Source organism: candidate division KSB1 bacterium, from assembly GCA_034506255.1.
Taxonomy (GTDB): domain Bacteria; phylum Zhuqueibacterota; class Zhuqueibacteria; order Zhuqueibacterales; family Zhuqueibacteraceae; genus Coneutiohabitans; species Coneutiohabitans thermophilus.
This window is the reverse complement of sequence record JAPDPX010000001.1, coordinates 365,224-380,897: the sequence shown is the minus strand read 5'-3', so window position 1 is coordinate 380,897 and position 15,674 is coordinate 365,224. Positions and strand designations below refer to the sequence as shown.

General features: G+C 54.2%; 23 protein-coding genes and 1 pseudogene. 2 read left to right on the top strand and 22 right to left on the bottom strand.

The window, feature by feature from the left end; genetic code table 11:
- Positions 1–43: 43 nt before the first annotated feature.
- Complete coding sequence (locus ONB52_01645; GenBank protein MDZ7414842.1) at positions 44–565, bottom strand: hypothetical protein; 522 nt, start codon at positions 563–565, stop codon at positions 44–46.
- Here ONB52_01645 and ONB52_01640 point away from each other — a divergent pair.
- Positions 539–1,006, top strand: coding sequence for a hypothetical protein (locus tag ONB52_01640; GenBank protein MDZ7414841.1), 468 nt, complete (start codon positions 539–541; stop codon positions 1,004–1,006). The two genes, ONB52_01645 and ONB52_01640, sit on opposite strands and share 27 nt — an antisense overlap.
- Before the next feature lie 211 nt (positions 1,007–1,217).
- On the opposite strand, the gene ONB52_01635 is transcribed toward ONB52_01640, so the two are convergent.
- From ONB52_01635 to ONB52_01545, 19 genes and pseudogenes are all read right to left on the bottom strand, one after another.
- The gene (locus ONB52_01635; protein ID MDZ7414840.1) at positions 1,218–1,514 is read right to left on the bottom strand and encodes a MoaD/ThiS family protein; all 297 of its coding nucleotides are present in this window, start codon (positions 1,512–1,514) and stop codon (positions 1,218–1,220) included.
- Positions 1,515–1,737: 223 nt separating this feature from the next.
- On the bottom strand, positions 1,738–2,907 hold the full coding sequence (locus ONB52_01630; protein ID MDZ7414839.1) for an exo-alpha-sialidase: 1,170 nt from the start codon (positions 2,905–2,907) through the stop codon (positions 1,738–1,740).
- 456 nt (positions 2,908–3,363) lie between these two features.
- Positions 3,364–4,273 (bottom strand): annotated as a pseudogene (locus tag ONB52_01625) (VOC family protein).
- A gap of 101 nt (positions 4,274–4,374) precedes the next feature.
- Entirely contained in the window at positions 4,375–4,827 is a 453-nt protein-coding gene (locus tag ONB52_01620) for an SRPBCC domain-containing protein (protein MDZ7414838.1), read from the bottom strand.
- A 181-nt stretch (positions 4,828–5,008) separates the two neighbouring features.
- Positions 5,009–5,395 carry a nuclear transport factor 2 family protein gene (locus ONB52_01615; GenBank protein ID MDZ7414837.1) on the bottom strand — a complete coding sequence of 129 codons (387 nt, stop codon included), beginning with the start codon at positions 5,393–5,395 and terminating at the stop codon, positions 5,009–5,011.
- Positions 5,385–6,335 (bottom strand): dienelactone hydrolase family protein, encoded by a 951-nt coding sequence (locus ONB52_01610; protein MDZ7414836.1) that lies wholly within the window; start codon positions 6,333–6,335, stop codon positions 5,385–5,387. The genes ONB52_01615 and ONB52_01610 overlap by 11 nt, the downstream gene beginning before the upstream one ends.
- On the bottom strand, positions 6,332–6,574 hold the full coding sequence (locus tag ONB52_01605) for a DNA alkylation repair protein (protein ID MDZ7414835.1): 243 nt from the start codon (positions 6,572–6,574) through the stop codon (positions 6,332–6,334). Before ONB52_01605 ends, ONB52_01610 begins: the two co-directional genes overlap by 4 nt.
- Positions 6,562–6,942 (bottom strand): DUF1801 domain-containing protein, encoded by a 381-nt coding sequence (locus ONB52_01600; GenBank protein MDZ7414834.1) that lies wholly within the window; start codon positions 6,940–6,942, stop codon positions 6,562–6,564. Before ONB52_01600 ends, ONB52_01605 begins: the two co-directional genes overlap by 13 nt.
- An 11-nt stretch (positions 6,943–6,953) precedes the next feature.
- The gene (locus ONB52_01595; GenBank protein MDZ7414833.1) at positions 6,954–7,352 is read right to left on the bottom strand and encodes a DUF1801 domain-containing protein; all 399 of its coding nucleotides are present in this window, start codon (positions 7,350–7,352) and stop codon (positions 6,954–6,956) included.
- Positions 7,352–7,891, bottom strand: coding sequence for a DUF1697 domain-containing protein (locus ONB52_01590; protein MDZ7414832.1), 540 nt, complete (start codon positions 7,889–7,891; stop codon positions 7,352–7,354). The genes ONB52_01595 and ONB52_01590 overlap by 1 nt, the downstream gene beginning before the upstream one ends.
- Before the next feature lie 6 nt (positions 7,892–7,897).
- The gene (locus ONB52_01585; GenBank protein ID MDZ7414831.1) at positions 7,898–8,317 is read right to left on the bottom strand and encodes a VOC family protein; all 420 of its coding nucleotides are present in this window, start codon (positions 8,315–8,317) and stop codon (positions 7,898–7,900) included.
- Between the two features lie 82 nt (positions 8,318–8,399).
- Positions 8,400–9,266 carry a hypothetical protein gene (locus ONB52_01580; protein MDZ7414830.1) on the bottom strand — a complete coding sequence of 289 codons (867 nt, stop codon included), beginning with the start codon at positions 9,264–9,266 and terminating at the stop codon, positions 8,400–8,402.
- Between the two features lie 66 nt (positions 9,267–9,332).
- Complete coding sequence (locus tag ONB52_01575) at positions 9,333–9,698, bottom strand: DUF1801 domain-containing protein (GenBank protein MDZ7414829.1); 366 nt, start codon at positions 9,696–9,698, stop codon at positions 9,333–9,335.
- Positions 9,655–10,143 carry a hypothetical protein gene (locus ONB52_01570; GenBank protein MDZ7414828.1) on the bottom strand — a complete coding sequence of 163 codons (489 nt, stop codon included), beginning with the start codon at positions 10,141–10,143 and terminating at the stop codon, positions 9,655–9,657. Before ONB52_01570 ends, ONB52_01575 begins: the two co-directional genes overlap by 44 nt.
- A gap of 77 nt (positions 10,144–10,220) precedes the next feature.
- Positions 10,221–10,706 (bottom strand): hypothetical protein, encoded by a 486-nt coding sequence (locus tag ONB52_01565; GenBank protein MDZ7414827.1) that lies wholly within the window; start codon positions 10,704–10,706, stop codon positions 10,221–10,223.
- 76 nt (positions 10,707–10,782) lie between these two features.
- Positions 10,783–11,364 (bottom strand): hypothetical protein, encoded by a 582-nt coding sequence (locus tag ONB52_01560; protein ID MDZ7414826.1) that lies wholly within the window; start codon positions 11,362–11,364, stop codon positions 10,783–10,785.
- A 79-nt stretch (positions 11,365–11,443) separates the two neighbouring features.
- On the bottom strand, positions 11,444–11,806 hold the full coding sequence (locus ONB52_01555; protein ID MDZ7414825.1) for a DoxX family protein: 363 nt from the start codon (positions 11,804–11,806) through the stop codon (positions 11,444–11,446).
- Positions 11,807–11,887: 81 nt separating this feature from the next.
- Positions 11,888–12,103, bottom strand: coding sequence for a DUF3224 domain-containing protein (locus ONB52_01550; GenBank protein ID MDZ7414824.1), 216 nt, complete (start codon positions 12,101–12,103; stop codon positions 11,888–11,890).
- Positions 12,104–12,255: 152 nt separating this feature from the next.
- Positions 12,256–13,038, bottom strand: a complete 783-nt coding sequence (locus tag ONB52_01545) for a DUF1223 domain-containing protein (GenBank protein ID MDZ7414823.1) — start codon at positions 13,036–13,038, stop codon at positions 12,256–12,258.
- Between the two features lie 124 nt (positions 13,039–13,162).
- On the opposite strand from ONB52_01545, the gene ONB52_01540 reads away from it, so the two are divergent.
- Positions 13,163–13,330, top strand: coding sequence for a hypothetical protein (locus ONB52_01540; GenBank protein MDZ7414822.1), 168 nt, complete (start codon positions 13,163–13,165; stop codon positions 13,328–13,330).
- Between the two features lie 17 nt (positions 13,331–13,347).
- Here the strand turns inward: ONB52_01540 and ONB52_01535 are convergent, their stop codons facing one another.
- Positions 13,348–14,088 (bottom strand): cytochrome P460 family protein, encoded by a 741-nt coding sequence (locus ONB52_01535; protein MDZ7414821.1) that lies wholly within the window; start codon positions 14,086–14,088, stop codon positions 13,348–13,350.
- A complete protein-coding gene (locus ONB52_01530) occupies positions 14,075–15,541 on the bottom strand; it encodes a GWxTD domain-containing protein (GenBank protein ID MDZ7414820.1) in 1,467 nt (488 codons plus the stop codon). Before ONB52_01530 ends, ONB52_01535 begins: the two co-directional genes overlap by 14 nt.
- Positions 15,542–15,674 lie beyond the last annotated feature (133 nt).

Genomic DNA, 15,674 nt, shown 5'->3' with positions numbered 1-15,674 from the left:
GGAAATTGGTTTTGGAAATCGGGGATTTTTTCAAGAGGCAAAGCTACTCAATATTCAGCCGCAGGTTGATCTGCTCACCTTGCTCGTTAATCAGAATCAGTGTGGCGCTGCTCGAAGCCCGGGAGGCGGCAACAATCTGAAACTGAAATGCACAGGGCTGCAGCTCATTCTCCGCTGCCAGCCATTGCTCCACCCGAGGAGCTGTGCCACTGCGGCGCGTGTAACCCGTGCCGGTAAATGGCGTGATGACCATTTGCGTCCCGTTGGTCGTGAGTGTCCCCTCCTGATAGAAATAGTAGTTGATGGACTTTTCGCCCGGGACAATAGCCCCGCCGCCGAGACAGTATGCGCCGTCCGCTTGCACAGTCAGAAACAAACCGGTGCCCTGCGGCGCGCACCATCGCTGTGCAGTGGCATCATAGAAATTCGTTGTGCTGAGAAAACCACTGCACCATCGGCCCACCAAAGCCACTGGCACCAGGGGACCCACGTGAGTTGCACTGTCCCGGACATATTCGCCGGCAGCAGACGTGGCGATTTGATTGCCGCCAGCCAGTACAGGCATGCTGCCGATTCCACAGATCAAAAGGGCGATTGCTGTCTTCATGACAAGCTCCTTTTTGAAATGCAGGGGCGCACCATCAGTTGGCGAGGAGATTGTGGCGCAACAATTTTTGCAGAAAAGCGGTCAGGCGAAGTCATGGTGATACGATGCCACTCTTTGTTGGATTTCGATGAAGAATCTTTGCCTGCGTATCATCATGATCTTGCCCAGATGACAAAACGCATGGCACCGTTTGCCCGTCCATGCAGGAGTCTCGGCTTGCCTGCATACTTGCTTTCACCAACCGGTCATTCAAGCGGAATGCCAAAACTGCGGCAGAGAGAGACCGCAGGGTTAAAATTCAGCGGCACAAAGCATTATGGGGGTGCGCTCGGCAGCGGTGCCCCGGCTAATTTTAACGCAGCCTCTGTGATGAAAAGATCGAGAATTTTTGCGGAGTGATTTTGTTGAGGGAAGGTTCGATGAAAACCACGAAAAAACGTGGCTCTCGAGTGCAGCACTGATTTCGCAAACGCATGTATGCCAACCGGTGCGGGTTGCGATCACCGGCTGGCCACATGCAGAAAGTCACATGCAATCGCTGCAGCGGGCAAATAATCGGTGGGCTTCACCGGCATCTGCGCATCCCGCCGGCGGCGCGGGCACGTTGTTCCTACCCCCCGGCAATCGATCCCAGAACAATAAAAGGCTCCCGGCCGGAAACAATGGCCTCGGGCAGCACTTTGTCCGGCGGCTCGAGCGACCAGTCTTCCTCGCAAACGAAAAAGCGCAGAAACGGCCGGCGCTGCCGCGTCACATGGTCACGGATCGTTCCCCGCAACATGGGATAGCGCGCCTCGAGGGCATCGAGGACCGCACAGATCGTGACCGGCTCTTCAACTTTGAGCTGCACCTCGTTGCCGGTTTGTGCCAGCGTACGGAGATGATAGGGGATGATGACTCTGATCATGGCGAGTTGCTCATTGACCTTTTGCAGTCCAGCCCGCTGTCAGTCGCTGCCGAAGTCGCGGAATACAATGGCAGCAGCGATGCCTCACAGGGGCGGGACTGCAGAAATATGTGACGGTCATGTCTGCTTGCACACCCGTCGCGATGAAATTATTGCGCAGATATCTTGTCCACAAGGAGGCGCAAGCCTGCGCGATGGCATTTTCAGAGCAACAGAGCATGGGCTACGGCAGAGTCTGCACCTCCACCGACAGCACCGCCGGCAGATCGCGAACAATGGGCGCCCAGGTGTCTCCTGCATCCGCCGAGCAATACACCTGGCCGCCGGTGGTGCCGAAGTAGATGCCGCATTCATCGAGCGCGTCAACTGCCATCGCGTCGCGCAGGATGTTAACGTAACAATTGCTTTGCGGCAAACCTTTCGTGAGTGCCTCCCATTCGTTGCCGCCCGTGCGGCTGCGGTAGACGCGCAGCTTCCCGTCGGGCGGAAAATGCTCCGAGTCGCTTTTGATCGGGACGACATAGATGGTTTCCGGCTCATGCGCGTGCACCTCGATCGGGAAGCCGAAATCAGTCGGCAAATTGCCGCTCACTTCATACCACGACTCACCGGCATCATCGCTGCGCATCACGTCCCAATGCTTCTGCATGAACAGCACATGCGGTCGCGCGGGGTGCATGGCGATGCGGTGCACGCAATGGCCCACCTCCGCGTCCGGGTCGGGAATGTAGTTTGATTTCAAGCCGCGATTGATCGGCTTCCAGGTTTTGCCGCCATCATCCGTGCGAAAACAACCCGCCGCAGAAATCGCCACATACATGCGATTCTGATTGCCGGGATCAATGAGAATGGTGTGCAGCCCCATGCCGCCGGCACCGGGTGCCCATTGCGGCCCGGTGCCATGTCCGCGCAGGCCGGGAAGTTCGTGCCAGGATTGCGCACCGTCGGTCGAACGGAAGATCGCGGCGTCCTCGACGCCGGCATAAACAATATCCGGATCGCTGGGCGAGGGTTCGAGATGCCACACGCGCTTGAACTCCCACGGATGCTGCGTGCCGTCGTACCACTGATGCGTGGTTAGCGGCGCGGCATTGGTATCGTAGACGAATTTGTTGCTGATTCCAGCAGGAGGACCGTAATTATCGGGCATCTTCTCGCCGCCCGGCGTGCTCCACGTTTTGCCGCCATCATCCGAACGCTGAATAATCTGTCCGAACCAGCCGCTGGTCTGTGAGGCGTAAATGCGATTCGGATCCACTGACGAGCCTTTAATATGATAAATCTCCCAGCCCGCGAATAACGGACCGTTCACCTCCCACTTTTGACGCTTGCCGTCCGAGATGAGAATAAACGCGCCCTTCTTGGTGCCCACTAAAACTCGCACTCCGCTCATAGCTTTCTCCTTTCCTAAATTTCAACATGATCCAAGTGTGATGCCTGTTGGCATTGTTATTTTGTGTGACATCATTCCGCGAGAGGGCAGACAATCGAATCCATTCAAGAAATTTTACGATACGTTGTCCCGATGTAGTCAACAAAATCCGGTTTCAATCCCTGTTGTCGGATGAGCAATTGCATCTGCGCGCGAGGGCAGACAAGATGTCTGCGCTACGGTTCCCACACTTGGCCGAGGCTTTACTCTGATGATTCCAAAGCATCGGCTTGCCGGCCAGCGCCTCGCCTGGAACGAGACACGCTTGAGGCGCGGTCTTTGGATTGGTGACGCGCACGCCCGGTGCGGCGGTTTCCCTTCCACCATATCGGGCAGCCGCCGGGGCCTCTGTACTTGTGGCCGCGGCTGCAGGTCTTCCAACCACCCTTGTTGGCTTTGGGCATATGCCGTTCTCCTTCATCGTTGCTTGTATGCTTCTTGAAGCCTCTCGATAGAGAGCTTATCCATCTGCAGCACGGCTTGCATCACTCTTCCCGCTTTCGCCGCGTCTTTGTCTTGCAGCATCTTGCCTAAAATTGTGGGGATGATCTGCCACGAGACGCCGAATTTGTCCTTCAGCCAGCCGCATTGCGATTTCTCACCGCCCGCGGAAAGCTTCTCCCCAAAATAATCGACTTCCTTCTGCGTCTGGCAGTTGACGAGAAACGAAATAGCTTCGTTGAAGGAAAAGGGATGTTCCATCGCGCTGTCCATCGCCATGAACACCTCGCCGTTCAAATGAAATTGCGCATGCTTCACCGTTCCCTCCGGCTCCGGTTCTCCAGGCCCATAGCAGAGTATGCCCACCACGTCGGAATTCTCGAATACCGAAGTATAAAAGCGCAACGCCTCTTCCGCGCGCCCGTGCTGCTTGCCGACAAACATGAGGAACGGCGCGATGGTTTGACCCACATCCTCTTTTTTTCCGAGACTCACCTGCCACGAGAGGCCGTACTTGTCCTGAACCCATCCGTGCTTCTCGCTCCAATCATACTTTTGCAGCGGCATCAACGTCATGCCGCCTTGCGAAAGGTTCTGCCACAGCGCATCGACTTCCCGCTTCGGTTTCGCAGACAACGAAAAAAGAGATGGCGGGTGTGAATTTGAATATCGGCCCGCCGTTGAGCGCAGTGAGTTTGTATCCGGCAAGCTCGAACTCAATGGTCATCACCGAGCCGACCTCGCGGCGGTGAATTTCATAGCCTTCCTTGCCGTAGCGAGTGATGCTGCCGATCTTCGAGTCTTTAAAGAGCGTGGTGTAAAACTTCACCGCCTCTTCGGCCTGACTGTCGAACCACAAGAAAGGAGTGATCTTTTGCGTATGTATCTCTAATTGGTTAGTGCAAAGGTCTACGGTTTAGCAACAGTGTAGCGCAGACTTCCAGTCTGTACAAGTGTCGAAAGCAGGCAGGATGCCTGCGCTACATTTTATTTCTCCGCCAGCTCTTTGAGTTTTTGCAACGCGTTCGGCCACATGCCTTCGAACATTTCTTTGAATTCTTCCGTGATGTCGATGTCGACTAAAACTTCGGTTTTGCCGCTTTTCTCTTTGAAGGTGTAATTTTCATGTGCGCCGGCCCAGGCTTTCACCGCCTCGCTGGTCGTGTCTTCGACGCCGTCTTGCACCATGCCGAGATGCTCGATCGAGATGTACTCGTGCAAGCGGTTTTCCTTGATGCGGCTCACCATGCCGCCGATCTTGCCGGTGTTCGGGTCCGGCCCGAGGAAAAGGATTTTGCTCCCCTTGCTCCAGTCGCCGACATAATGCGAGCCGGGGTTAAAGGCTTCGGTCCACACGCGATAGGTGGCGTCGTCGAGCATCGTACTCCACACCTTTGCTTTCGGCGCGTTGATCGTGATTGAAAAATGCAACTTCTCCATATAAATCTCCTTTCTTTGGTTGTTAGATTCAGAAAATTTCCAACGGATTAAAAAACGACCAACGGATAAAGCGTATTGGCATTGATAAAATTTTATGTAAAAAAACTTGTCAATCCGTTGGTCGTTTTTCCATCCGTTGGGCAAAAAAAGTTTGGATTTTTTCCAATCTGAAAGTCAAAGGTTAAGCTTCTTTTACCGTTGTAATATGGCTGTGAACGCAAAGCCATCTGCCATTGCGTTTTACAAACGCGTCGGTCGTCCACTCGTCGGAGCTGAACGGCTGGCCCTTGTAGTGGCCGTTGTTTCGAACGCGTCCCATCAAAACCGCGGCCTCGCCGTATTGGCGAACCGAGATAATTTCTCCCTTGAAGGTTTCGTGCGTCAAATCACCCGAGGCGACCACGGCGAGAAATTTTTCCTTTGTCGTCACGCCGCGCTCCGAAACGATGACCCAATCATCCGCCATGAAACGGCCGATTGCCTCGGCGTCGTTGGAGATTATGGCCTGCTCCCATGCCGCTGAAACCGCTTCGAGTGTTTGGATTTCGTTGGGATTGTTATCTGGCATGTGTCGCTCCTTCGAAAATTTTCTGCAAAAAGCTTAAAACTTCCAGATTCAATTCTTGGTGGAATTTCTCACGATCAAAGCCTGCCGGATCTTTCGCGGCCTCGCCGACTCTGCTTTTCATCGCTTCGGGAAACGGGCTGAGGAAAGAATAATGTCCGGCATTTTTGACGACTCGGTAAGTGAGCTGCGCGCGTTCGGGAAGGCCATCGCGCAGCACGGCAATCGTTTCTTGCGGCATGTAATCTTTCTCGGCCACGAGCAACAAAACCGGGGCATGAACTTCGCGCAATGCGCCTTCGGACATGAACAGACTCACATCCGGCCCAAAGAGCACGAGCGCTTTCACGCGGCGATCCGCGGTGACGGCGATGGGCTGCGAGGTGATTCCATTTTTTCGCAGGAGGCCAATCCAATACGGCTCCTCTGCGCTTGCCGGTTTTTGACAAAGTTCAGCGAGCGCTTGCGTATGCGGCGCGCCGCCCGCCAGCGCCAACGCGGTGTATCCACCCACGGAATGGCCGATGATGGCAACGTTCTCAAAGTCGAGATGCGATTTAAATTTTTCATGGGAGAAAATTTCATCAATCGCCACGCGGATATGTAGTGGCCGGTAAATCATGTTCTGAACGGTGTATTGCAAATCATTGTTGTGGCGATTATTGAATGGATGCTCGGGCATGCACACGACAAATCCATTCATGGCCAAATGCATGCCGAGCGTGCGATGCGTTAAATTGGAACCGCCGGAGCCGTGCGAAATAATCACCACCGGAAAGCGGCCCTCCGCAATCGGCGCATCCATCGCCACCTCCAATGAAAACGGCCCGAACGCAACGGGTGTTGATGCCGTGTTCGTGGGATACATGACCAACGTCGGAAATGTGATATCATTTTCTTTATCGAACACTTCCACTTTGCAGCAACCGGCAAATTGATTCATTTTGTTTCCTTCTTCAAGCTCATGTAATGCTCGCGCTGCTTTTTATCGAGATGCTCAAGCGCATAGCGCAAGAAAGTGCGCGGCATCGTTGCGGCGTGTTGATCCAAAAAGCGGAGCAGCCTCGCGCGATCTTGTTTGCCGGCCTCGCGCAGCCAGCCGCCCGCGGCTTTGTGCATCAAATCTTCTTTGTCTTTGAGCAGCAGCTCGGCGGTTGTTTGTTTCCTTTTCATGTTCGCCATTTCGCATCCTGCTCGAGACTTTCCTTCACGCGAAACGCGGTGATCTTGCGAATGAGCGCGAGCGGCAGCGGCTTGTCGAGCGGAAACTGGATCGAAGCGCTCGCCGTCTTGAACTGCGCCAGCTCTTTCGCAAAGGCTTTCACCGCCGAGGGCGTGGGATAAAAACCGATGTGATGCTTGAAGGCTTTGAACGTGACGAGTATTCTTCGATACGAGAAAGCCGGCATTCCCCACTTCAGGCCTTCTTTGGCTCCGGGCGCGGCTTTGCGAATGCACGCCAGCATTTCACGCAGTTTCTTCTGCGCCTCTTTCGGCGCGGCATCAATGTATTCCGCGATGTTTGTCGGTCGTGCTTTTTTTGAAGTCATCGTTATCCTCATCACTTCCGTTTCAGTTTGGCCTGCGCTTCATTCTCGGCAACTCTCGCTTTGACGATTTTCTTGACGAGCGCAGCCGGAAGCGGATTCTCAGCCGTGAAATGGATCGTGGTTCCGGACGTGTCAAAATTTTCAAGCTCGGCTTTGAATTTTTTCAAAACCTCTTTATTCACCGTAATGAAGCTGCAATGACTCGCACGCGCCATAAAATGAACCAATGGCCCGTGATACTTGTAGGTCGGAATTTGGTAGCTGATCACCTCTTCGGCCTTTGGCGCTACGGCTTTGATGGCCTGGCGCAAATTTTCGAGAACCGGCCGCAACTCTTTTGGCGCCGAGGCAAGATATGCATCGACGTCTTTGGCTGGCGCGCGTTTTAGGCTTGAAGCAGTTTTTTTCATTATTTTTTCATCCCTTTGCTCAACTCAACAAGCTTCGATATGGTATTGTAGATGCGCGTCGTCGCCGCCACTCTGAGCTTTCGTTCGATAAAACTGTTGTTTGCCTTCGAGTCCCTGTATTTGGTGGCACAGAGAACGTACACCACGTCGCCGATCACCTTCACCTGATCTGGCGAATACCCTGGAGCGAGGAACTCTTTGACCAAACGCCCTTCAGGTTTGACGGCGAGCAGCGTCAAATAGAGTTTTGCGGTATCGGCTTTCTTAAATGGATTGTGCGCGAGTATGTTGCGAAATTGGCTCGCCGTTCTCGCGAGAACCACGATGTCTCCGCCAAAGTGTTTATTGATTACCTCATGCACAAGTTTTTCAACTTCGGACTGACTCAAGCCTGAGGTGGCAATGATGTTGCCGCTTTGAATGTACGTTTTCACATCCTTGAGCCCGGCGTTCTCAAGCGCAGCGCGCAAGGGCGCCATGAGCACTTTGTTTTTGCCGGTGGGCGTGACGCCACGCAATAGAATGATATAGGTTTTCATGCTCCCTCAAGGTCTCCAGTCTCCATCCGCGGAACCGTCCGGGCTGGCTAAAACCACGGTGTAGCCATTGGGATCGCGCAGCCATAATTCCCAGTGATTCGGACCGCCGTTGCCGTCGGGAGGATTGCGGTGGCGCGGCATGACAATCTCGGCGTTCAGCTCTTTGGCGCGGGCAACGGCGGCGTCGAAATCGTCGATCTCGAACCACAACAGCACGCCATTTCCGTATGGCTTAAGATCGGGATTTCCGATGGGGCCATGATGGTGCTCCACGTCCCAGCGGTGCAGTTGCAAAACCAATTTGCCCTGCGAAACCAGCCGTTCATACTCGGCGCCGCCATGGGCGCTCTGGCAACCCAGCAGGCGCTGATACCAGCGGCTGCTCGCTTCGACATCACGCACGCAAATGAGTGGTTGGGAAAGCATACGAACTCCATTTTATTCCTTATTGCCTCGGGTTCTTTATTTCGTTGCAAATCGTAGAGCAAAAAACAACCTTCGCAGCGAGTCAATCAAACCAAAAATATTTCCAATGAGGGACTTTGGCATCATGGACAGCATACCAGCCCTGACTTCTTTCCAGCTCTTCCGGCGTTAGAAGCAGCAACCAAGCTGTGTGGCTGAACATGCGATGTTCGTCATTGGGGTTGTATACGACCCATTCTCTCGTGCCAATGTTGTCGAATAAAAATCTCGGCTGCTCAAAGAAGAGATTGTATGATTCGCCGAACTGCGAGTAGTGGAACTTCTCAATACCGACGACATCAGGATAGTAATCCTTCCACATTGCTGCGAGAGAAACGGGATAGTGGCCGTATCTGTCGTGATATGCCTCAATGTCCCTGACGAATTCGTTGCTGTTTGCGATTGCACGCTTCCTGCTGAATTCCGTTAGCGGGGCAGCGAGCACTACCTGAAAGAGCAGTGCAGCAAATGGTACGACAAGGAGATACAACGGTGCGGGATTGATGTTCTCGGCCTCTGCCTTTTTCAACAGCCTCAGTCTTGGGAGCAATCTATACATATTGTAAAACCAAAGAGCAAGAAGAAGAACGCCCAGAGCAATGCTGATGCTACACACACCAAAAGATACCGCGGTTGCGAGAATGGAAGCTGTGATCACCGAAGCGATTGCGAAGTAGTATCCCCTCTCTGGATTGTGGAGATTTCGTTTCTTTTGAGCCCGCGCCCTCACTTCATATACCAGCCATAGGGCTCCTATCGGAACGAGCAACAGTCCAGCCGCTCCCAACAACTGAACCATTGTCGACAGCGGCACCGCCAATACATCGTACTCTCCCGGAAGAAAGGGGTAAATCATACACAGCCCCATCAACAATGTTATTCCGCCCACTCGGGCTAGGTGCAAAGTCATTTCACTTTTCCTCGCGGAGCTTCTTAAAAAACGCCTTGGAGTCAAAGACATCCAACGCGGCCTTCTTCAGCCAGCGGCGAACGACGTTGGGGTCGATCTCGACGGCATCACCGAACATGGCCTGCGCCGCCGGTATTTGCCCACAGGTTTAAGGCCGGCCTCGTCGAATGCCTGTCCATTCCAGAACAAGAGATTCACGGTCTTCGCAGTCGCGTTGTAACCGACAACGGGATTGTCATCAATAAACCACACCGGGCTGCCGTGCCATACCTTGGAAGTCGCCTTGGGAAGGGCGGTGTCAATCAACTCGCGCAGGAGATCGCAGATCGTCCGCAACGCGAGCGGTTGGGCTTGCGAGTACGTGGCGATCTGGTCGTCACCGTTTCCATCATTCAAACTCGACGCGCGCCGCAGATTGTTCAGCGCCAACACGGCCCGCAACAATATCCGCTTTGAAGTAATTCTCGCCGCGAACCGGCGCGCCGGCCAAGCGCCGCAGCATGGCGATTTGCCCGACGTGAGTGAGCGCATCTGCGATCGGCCCTTGAAACAATTTCTCCGCGGAAGACGCGAGGGGCGCAGCTGAAGCCAGGTAATCGTCAAACTTTTTCAGCGCGGAGAAAAAGCGCTCCACCTCTTGCTCCCACGGCAGCGGCGTGGAGTCGTGCCAGACGTGCTTGCCTTGAGCCAATGACAATGCCCAGTCCAACAGATCGCCGATATGCGCCAGAATTTTTTCCGGCGTTCGCGTGCTTTCGCCAATGCGAAACGTGGCGAAGCTTTCCAGCGCGTGGCGCACAGCTTTGCCGCCGCGATAGGCTAATGTTGCCACGGTGTGGCGCAGCATTTCGCGCTTTGCATCGGTTGTTGAGTTCATGCTTGCTCCATTTCCTTTCTATTTCAAGAATTTCAAACGACCGTTAGCTTGCAGACGGGAAGTCTGCGCTACTCATATTATTCCGAGTACCGGCGCACGACGAGCGCGATCGGCAGCCCGACGCAGAACATGAGAATCAATGCAGCGGTGACCACGGTGCCTAACGTGTGTGGGGGTTTGAAAGGCACCGCGGAGAGCGGCAGCACGATGAGATTCATCACCACGTAAACCGGAATGCCGTAAGCCAAACCGCAAACAATGGGCTGATCAACCAGCAACTTGAGCTTGCGGCTCGCGGCATAGTAAACCGCGGTTGCCGTCGTCGCGATGAAGAAGTGCAGCGCGAGGCCGAGGGCGGCGGTTGTGAAACCACCTTCGAAAGCCTCTGCGCCAAGAAGCCCGCTGGCAATTGCTTGCAGGACGCGCGTTGGGCCTGCGCCGCGCAAGCCGCTGTTGATGAAAGCGGTCAGGATGTCCAGGGTTCCGGCGATCAAACCGCCCCAAAAGATGGCTTGATGAGCTTTCGGCTTTTCCAATGAGAGTGCTGCGGAATCAACATTCATAAACGTTCCTTCATGAAAGGTAATCAAGTTTCTGCGGGCAAACACTTCAAGCTCGCGCAATGCAAGTTGGGTTCGTTCATGGTGTGAGCGAGGGCTTTGCGGGAAATTTTTTCATTAACTGTCTGAGCCGGAGTCGATTGTACTGTTGCAATAAATTCGGATATACATTAAAAACCAAATTATTGACGGTGATAATCGCCGCCCACCATACGCGGCCGTGGATTAAAGCATAAATGCCCGTCAACAGAAAAAACAAAAACATGAGGAAATGGATTTTTTCTATCCCATAAGCTTTGTTCAAATGTTTTTGCAGCGAGGCGCCGTGCTCAAAGACTCTGTACTGCGGAAATTTTCTTCTAATCCATCGGTTGACGAGATCGCCGTCCTGCGTATATTTTTTGACCGTTCGCATCCCGATTGCTCGATAGAAAGAAACTGATTGGCTCAATTGCATTCTGTCAAAAAAAGCATTGGGCAGAAAACCGGCCGCCAGGCTTATGGCCAGGATGATATAAAGCCATTTCAAATCCATGGCCATAAAACAGAAACAACCGATCGGGGTAAGGTTTAAGATGGACCAAAATACGTTTACGATTTGGTTATACCCCGTTGCCCAATTTCGGATCTTTGCCGTTTCTTTGTTGCCTGCCGAGTTCATTCGTTTGAAATCGCAGAGGGTGGCGCAGACATCTTGTCTGCACAGTCAGTATGATTTTAATTTTGTCAATTCACGCGCGTTAGGCGCTGAGAATCCGCGTCACCAAGCACGCCACGGCCAGGCCAAACGGAAACGCCGGCGCGCCGATTCCCTTGAAATCGCCCACGCGCGCGTGCGCGACGATTGCGCCGAGAAAATAGAGCACCAGCCCGACCGCCGCCGCAAGCCCAACGGGCACGACGGCGATACCGAGCAGCAATCCGGCTGCGCCCGCGAACTCACACGCCGCGAGCCACGGAAACCATTTCATCGGCACGCGGGCAATCTCGTTGATCGACTTCACGACGTGCGGCGTGCGCCGCAGCTTGGCCACGCCCGAAGCAACGGCCAGCAGCGCCAAGTGAACCGCGACGGCGATATATACGATAGACATGACAGCCATTTTTATTTCCTCGTTTGTTTCATCCAAGCTTCCGAAACCACGCGCTCATCGAGAACTGTCGGACCTGAGACGACCGAGTTTTCAAGGGACTTCGGCGAGCGTGTATTCGAAGTCGTACGAGTGCCTGCCGTCGGCGATCGTGATCGCCATCTTGCCGGCTAGGCCCACGAGCTGATCCGTGCCAAAGCCCGGCACCACGGTGATCGTCAGTTGCGGCGCGCCGGCCGTCATGGTGCCGTAGAGCATGATGAGGTTGCCGCAGGTAACATCAAACACGGCCTGGATTGTCGACCCCATCGGAGTTGGCGCTTGCGTAAATCTCACGCCGGTTTTTTTTCATGAGCTCGTACATTACTCAAGCAAATACCTGGCGGTCTCATCAACTTCGAAGATGCCAAACGTATTGCCCTCGCTGTCGAGAAAATATCCCTGCCAGCATTTTCAAAGTTTCACAAATAAACGCTGGTCGCGCCAAGAATGCGATGGGTCTCGCGGTCTTGCACGTAGGCGATGACGGCAGCGTTGTCGGCAACAAGACCGGGATGAACCGAAAACTCGGCGTGTCCCGAGACTGACTTTTTCAGCGATACGGTTTTGAGCGCGCGCACCACGTTTTCGTGGAGCAGAATGCGCCCGCGGTTTTCCCCGCTGCGAATCTCGCGGCGAATGCCGCCTTCGACAAGTGCGAGGTGCAAGACTCCTCCGGGTTGCGCCGGCGCAATTTCAAACACCATCTTTATTATTGCAGCCGCCGTGTCGTAATCGGCTCGCAAAACAATGCCCACCTCGGCTGGTTGTTGCAAAGCTTTTGCAATGGCCCAGCCGCCTTGTTGCCGGTTCGAGCCGACGAAGGCCGCTTCACCATTGACGATCATTTGCGGCGTGTAAACGCCATCCGTGACCCGCGAGCTCGCATACTCGCGTTGCCGCCGGGAAAAACGCGCGTCACTGAATTCGTCTTTCCAGCCGAGATGATTCCAATAATCAACGTGAAACGCCAGGGGGAAAATTTTTTTCTTGCTGCTGCGCGCCTGGGCGACGAGATCGTTGAGGTACGCTTCCGCGGGCGGGCAGCTCGAACAGCCTTCGGACGTGAACAATTCCACCACGGCCACCGGCTCGCGCGGCTCCTGCTGCGGGCCCTCTGCATGTTGGAAGTCGGGAGAAGAAAAAACCTGTGCAAAGCCGATCATTCCAAGATAGAGCTCGTAAACCGCGCATGGCATTTTCATGTTATCCTCGCTGGTGGGGTGAAAATGTATTTCGCAACGCCGCATAAATATAAGAAACCGCAAGGGCAAACCAAATCACCCAAAAGCACGATTTGGGGAGCAGAAAGGATATTCACCCGGAAGAATGAAGCGCAAGCCGTTTTGGTTCATCACAGTTGCTGGGATTGGCAGGGCGATTGGCATCCGGATCGTCACGCAAGGAAACTGGGCAATAAAGCCTGAAGCCGCAGACACAATCGCCATCCAAGTCGCGTTACTTTATTTTTGGCTTGCGGCCAGTACCGCGTTATGAACGACTTCCACAGCCACTCATGGGCGATACGTCGAAAAAACATAGTCCTGCGCTTTCCGGCCGGCATGGCAGGAAAAGCAGGCGTTCTTGGCATCGGTCACCACGCGCTCTTTGGTATCGCCTTTGAAACGTTCGAAACCCCAGCCGCCGGTCGCGGCAAATTTTTGGGAATCTTTCTGCATCACGTCGATGAGTTTGCGGCTGCCTTCTGTGATCGCGTTATTCTCAGACCCGGCCTCGAGCAGGTCGACGACGAGGACTGCGCCATCCGCATGGGGTTCTCCGGCTTTCATTGCCGCCAGCGCTTTGGCATTGGCATAAATGTGGTGAATGCCGCCGTAAGTATCAAAAAACGGATGACCCATTTGCAACACCATGGATTTGACGTGCGCCCACTGCCGGTAGCCTTCCGGATAATCGACCTGGCCGGCGTTGCCACCAGCCCACGCCATCACGCCCAACGCCAGCGCCGGCACGGCAAGGAAACTCGTCACAACTAAAACAATCTTCTTGCTCATGGGTATCTCCTTCTGTGGAAATTGACTGTTTACCATATAGTCGTTCAACGAAGCCAAAAATCGACAACCGACGTTCCACTTGCGCGAGTCGCCGTCACCGCCGCCTTGGCCCGGGTCTTTTGAGAAGATACGTTCGGGATTTGGAATTGAATCGCGCGCGACGATTTGCCACAGAATGAAGCGCAAGCGGTTCCGGTTAAGCGCAATTGCGATCTCTGCGCGCCTTTTATTGTATCTCATTCATGCGATTTTCATTGCTGCTGCCCCGCATGATCAACCGCTGCCAATTCGGGTCTTGCAGCTCGCCCTGCAGCGTGGAATGAATTTGCTCGTAATTGCCGAAGCCGGCGCGGTCGGCAAACACGAAGACCACGCCGCCTTGTCCCTTCAGGTTGTCATACGTCCACGTTTCAAACGGCAGGGTTCTCGTGCTGCTGGGGGAGCGATCGATGTGGCTCGGCGGGCCGTGGAGAATGTATACGCGGCCACGATCGGTTTTCCAGCCGGGGCGGTTGGATGATTTGAAGCGATCTGCTGCTTCTTGCGCGCGCGCCAGATAACGCTGCCGAAAGGCCAGGACGGTAAGCGCTTCGCCGGCGCGCGCCGACTGCCACAGCGAGGAAATAAATTCGCGCTTGGCATTGGCGTTGGAGAGATTTTTGTAAAATTTTCTATCGCTGGCCGTCGCCAGAAAAATCATCCGGGCAAACTCTTCGTCCAACGCTTTTTCATCCAAGCTCTGCAGCGGCCCGGCTACGATCTTTAACGCCTCGGCATCGCTTTGCGGCTGGCTCGCGCGCGCGCTGGGGTTATAAACAAAGAACTCCTTTTCCCGGCTCGCCAGCACCGTGGCGGTGGAATCCGCGATGCCGCAGCTCAAGCGATATTTTCCGGACGGCAATTTGGCAATGCCGATCATGCCCATCTCGACGCTCGAGTCGAAGCGTTTCGTTTTCGTGCGAAAGGAAGTGCCCGCGCCTTCGACAATTTTTCCATCGGCGCCGTGAATGCGGCAAAAGGTTTTATATTTTCGCCCCGGCACGTTTTGCAGCAAATGATAGGCTTCAAAATAATAATACAGCTCCGGCGCGTGCTCGCCAAACAGCGCCGTGACGTTGGGGATCACTTCTTGGTCGTGTTTTTTGAAAACCGCCGCCGTTGCCGGCGTGCCCGGCTTGATCAAAGACGCCAATTCGATGTCACTCACCTCCAATTTATCCGGCGAAAAATGCCGCACGTCGATTTCGGTCGTCGCGCTATCGATTGGGCCGGCTTGATTCATGTCTTTGGCCTGCAAGACCATCCGGTAGCGTCCCGGCGCGTCAACGAGATAACTCAAGACATCAACGAACTGTTGCGATCTTTGCGATGGTTCGGCGCCGGCGAGAGATTTTTCGATTTTCCAGCTTTTCGCGGCCCACAATTTCAGCTCAAAATAAATTTGCAGCGCGAACAACACACGGCAGGAATACATGCCGGCGTTGTCGGGCACGTATTTCACGGCGGCCTCGGGCAGCGAGTAATAAATTTCCAGATAGGATTGCCGGGCTTTGTCCTGAAATTGCGCCACGTCGAGGCTGGGCTGGAGGCGAGGCTGGGCTTGGCAGATTGCGAACGTTAAAACGAGCTGCGCCAGGATGACGGCGATCCAGGAGCGCTGCGTCAATCCAAACGTGTTCAAGAAAGAACGCATGGTTAGCCGAATCAAATTTTCAAATGTAATGACCAACGGATAAGGCAAAACAATTGTGGCGAAGCCATTCAAAGGCCATGACAGAAAAATGTATGGCAAAAATATGAGTTATTCGTAAAACGGTGAAGGCCGA

Bases quoted from the DNA above. Each gene is read 5' to 3' on its own strand.
- ONB52_01635 (MDZ7414840.1), bottom strand. From the start codon at position 1,514: ATGATCAGAGTCATCATCCCCTATCATCTCCGTACGCTGGCACAAACC.
- ONB52_01610 (MDZ7414836.1), bottom strand. From the start codon at position 6,335: ATGAATCAATTTGCCGGTTGCTGCAAAGTGGAAGTGTTCGATAAAGAA.
- ONB52_01560 (MDZ7414826.1), bottom strand. From the start codon at position 11,364: ATGAACTCGGCAGGCAACAAAGAAACGGCAAAGATCCGAAATTGGGCA.
- ONB52_01540 (MDZ7414822.1), top strand. From the start codon at position 13,163: ATGAAGCGCAAGCCGTTTTGGTTCATCACAGTTGCTGGGATTGGCAGG.
- ONB52_01585 (MDZ7414831.1), bottom strand. From the start codon at position 8,317: ATGCTTTCCCAACCACTCATTTGCGTGCGTGATGTCGAAGCGAGCAGC.
- ONB52_01550 (MDZ7414824.1), bottom strand. From the start codon at position 12,103: ATGGGGTCGACAATCCAGGCCGTGTTTGATGTTACCTGCGGCAACCTC.
- ONB52_01615 (MDZ7414837.1), bottom strand. From the start codon at position 5,395: ATGCCAGATAACAATCCCAACGAAATCCAAACACTCGAAGCGGTTTCA.
- ONB52_01545 (MDZ7414823.1), bottom strand. From the start codon at position 13,038: ATGAAAATGCCATGCGCGGTTTACGAGCTCTATCTTGGAATGATCGGC.
- ONB52_01580 (MDZ7414830.1), bottom strand. From the start codon at position 9,266: ATGACTTTGCACCTAGCCCGAGTGGGCGGAATAACATTGTTGATGGGG.
- ONB52_01555 (MDZ7414825.1), bottom strand. From the start codon at position 11,806: ATGGCTGTCATGTCTATCGTATATATCGCCGTCGCGGTTCACTTGGCG.
- ONB52_01600 (MDZ7414834.1), bottom strand. From the start codon at position 6,942: ATGACTTCAAAAAAAGCACGACCGACAAACATCGCGGAATACATTGAT.
- ONB52_01530 (MDZ7414820.1), bottom strand. From the start codon at position 15,541: ATGCGTTCTTTCTTGAACACGTTTGGATTGACGCAGCGCTCCTGGATC.
- ONB52_01605 (MDZ7414835.1), bottom strand. From the start codon at position 6,574: ATGGCGAACATGAAAAGGAAACAAACAACCGCCGAGCTGCTGCTCAAA.
- ONB52_01590 (MDZ7414832.1), bottom strand. From the start codon at position 7,891: ATGAAAACCTATATCATTCTATTGCGTGGCGTCACGCCCACCGGCAAA.
- ONB52_01620 (MDZ7414838.1), bottom strand. From the start codon at position 4,827: ATGGAGAAGTTGCATTTTTCAATCACGATCAACGCGCCGAAAGCAAAG.
- ONB52_01535 (MDZ7414821.1), bottom strand. From the start codon at position 14,088: ATGAGATACAATAAAAGGCGCGCAGAGATCGCAATTGCGCTTAACCGG.
- ONB52_01645 (MDZ7414842.1), bottom strand. From the start codon at position 565: ATGCCTGTACTGGCTGGCGGCAATCAAATCGCCACGTCTGCTGCCGGC.
- ONB52_01630 (MDZ7414839.1), bottom strand. From the start codon at position 2,907: ATGAGCGGAGTGCGAGTTTTAGTGGGCACCAAGAAGGGCGCGTTTATT.
- ONB52_01570 (MDZ7414828.1), bottom strand. From the start codon at position 10,143: ATGAACTCAACAACCGATGCAAAGCGCGAAATGCTGCGCCACACCGTG.
- ONB52_01565 (MDZ7414827.1), bottom strand. From the start codon at position 10,706: ATGAATGTTGATTCCGCAGCACTCTCATTGGAAAAGCCGAAAGCTCAT.
- ONB52_01595 (MDZ7414833.1), bottom strand. From the start codon at position 7,352: ATGAAAAAAACTGCTTCAAGCCTAAAACGCGCGCCAGCCAAAGACGTC.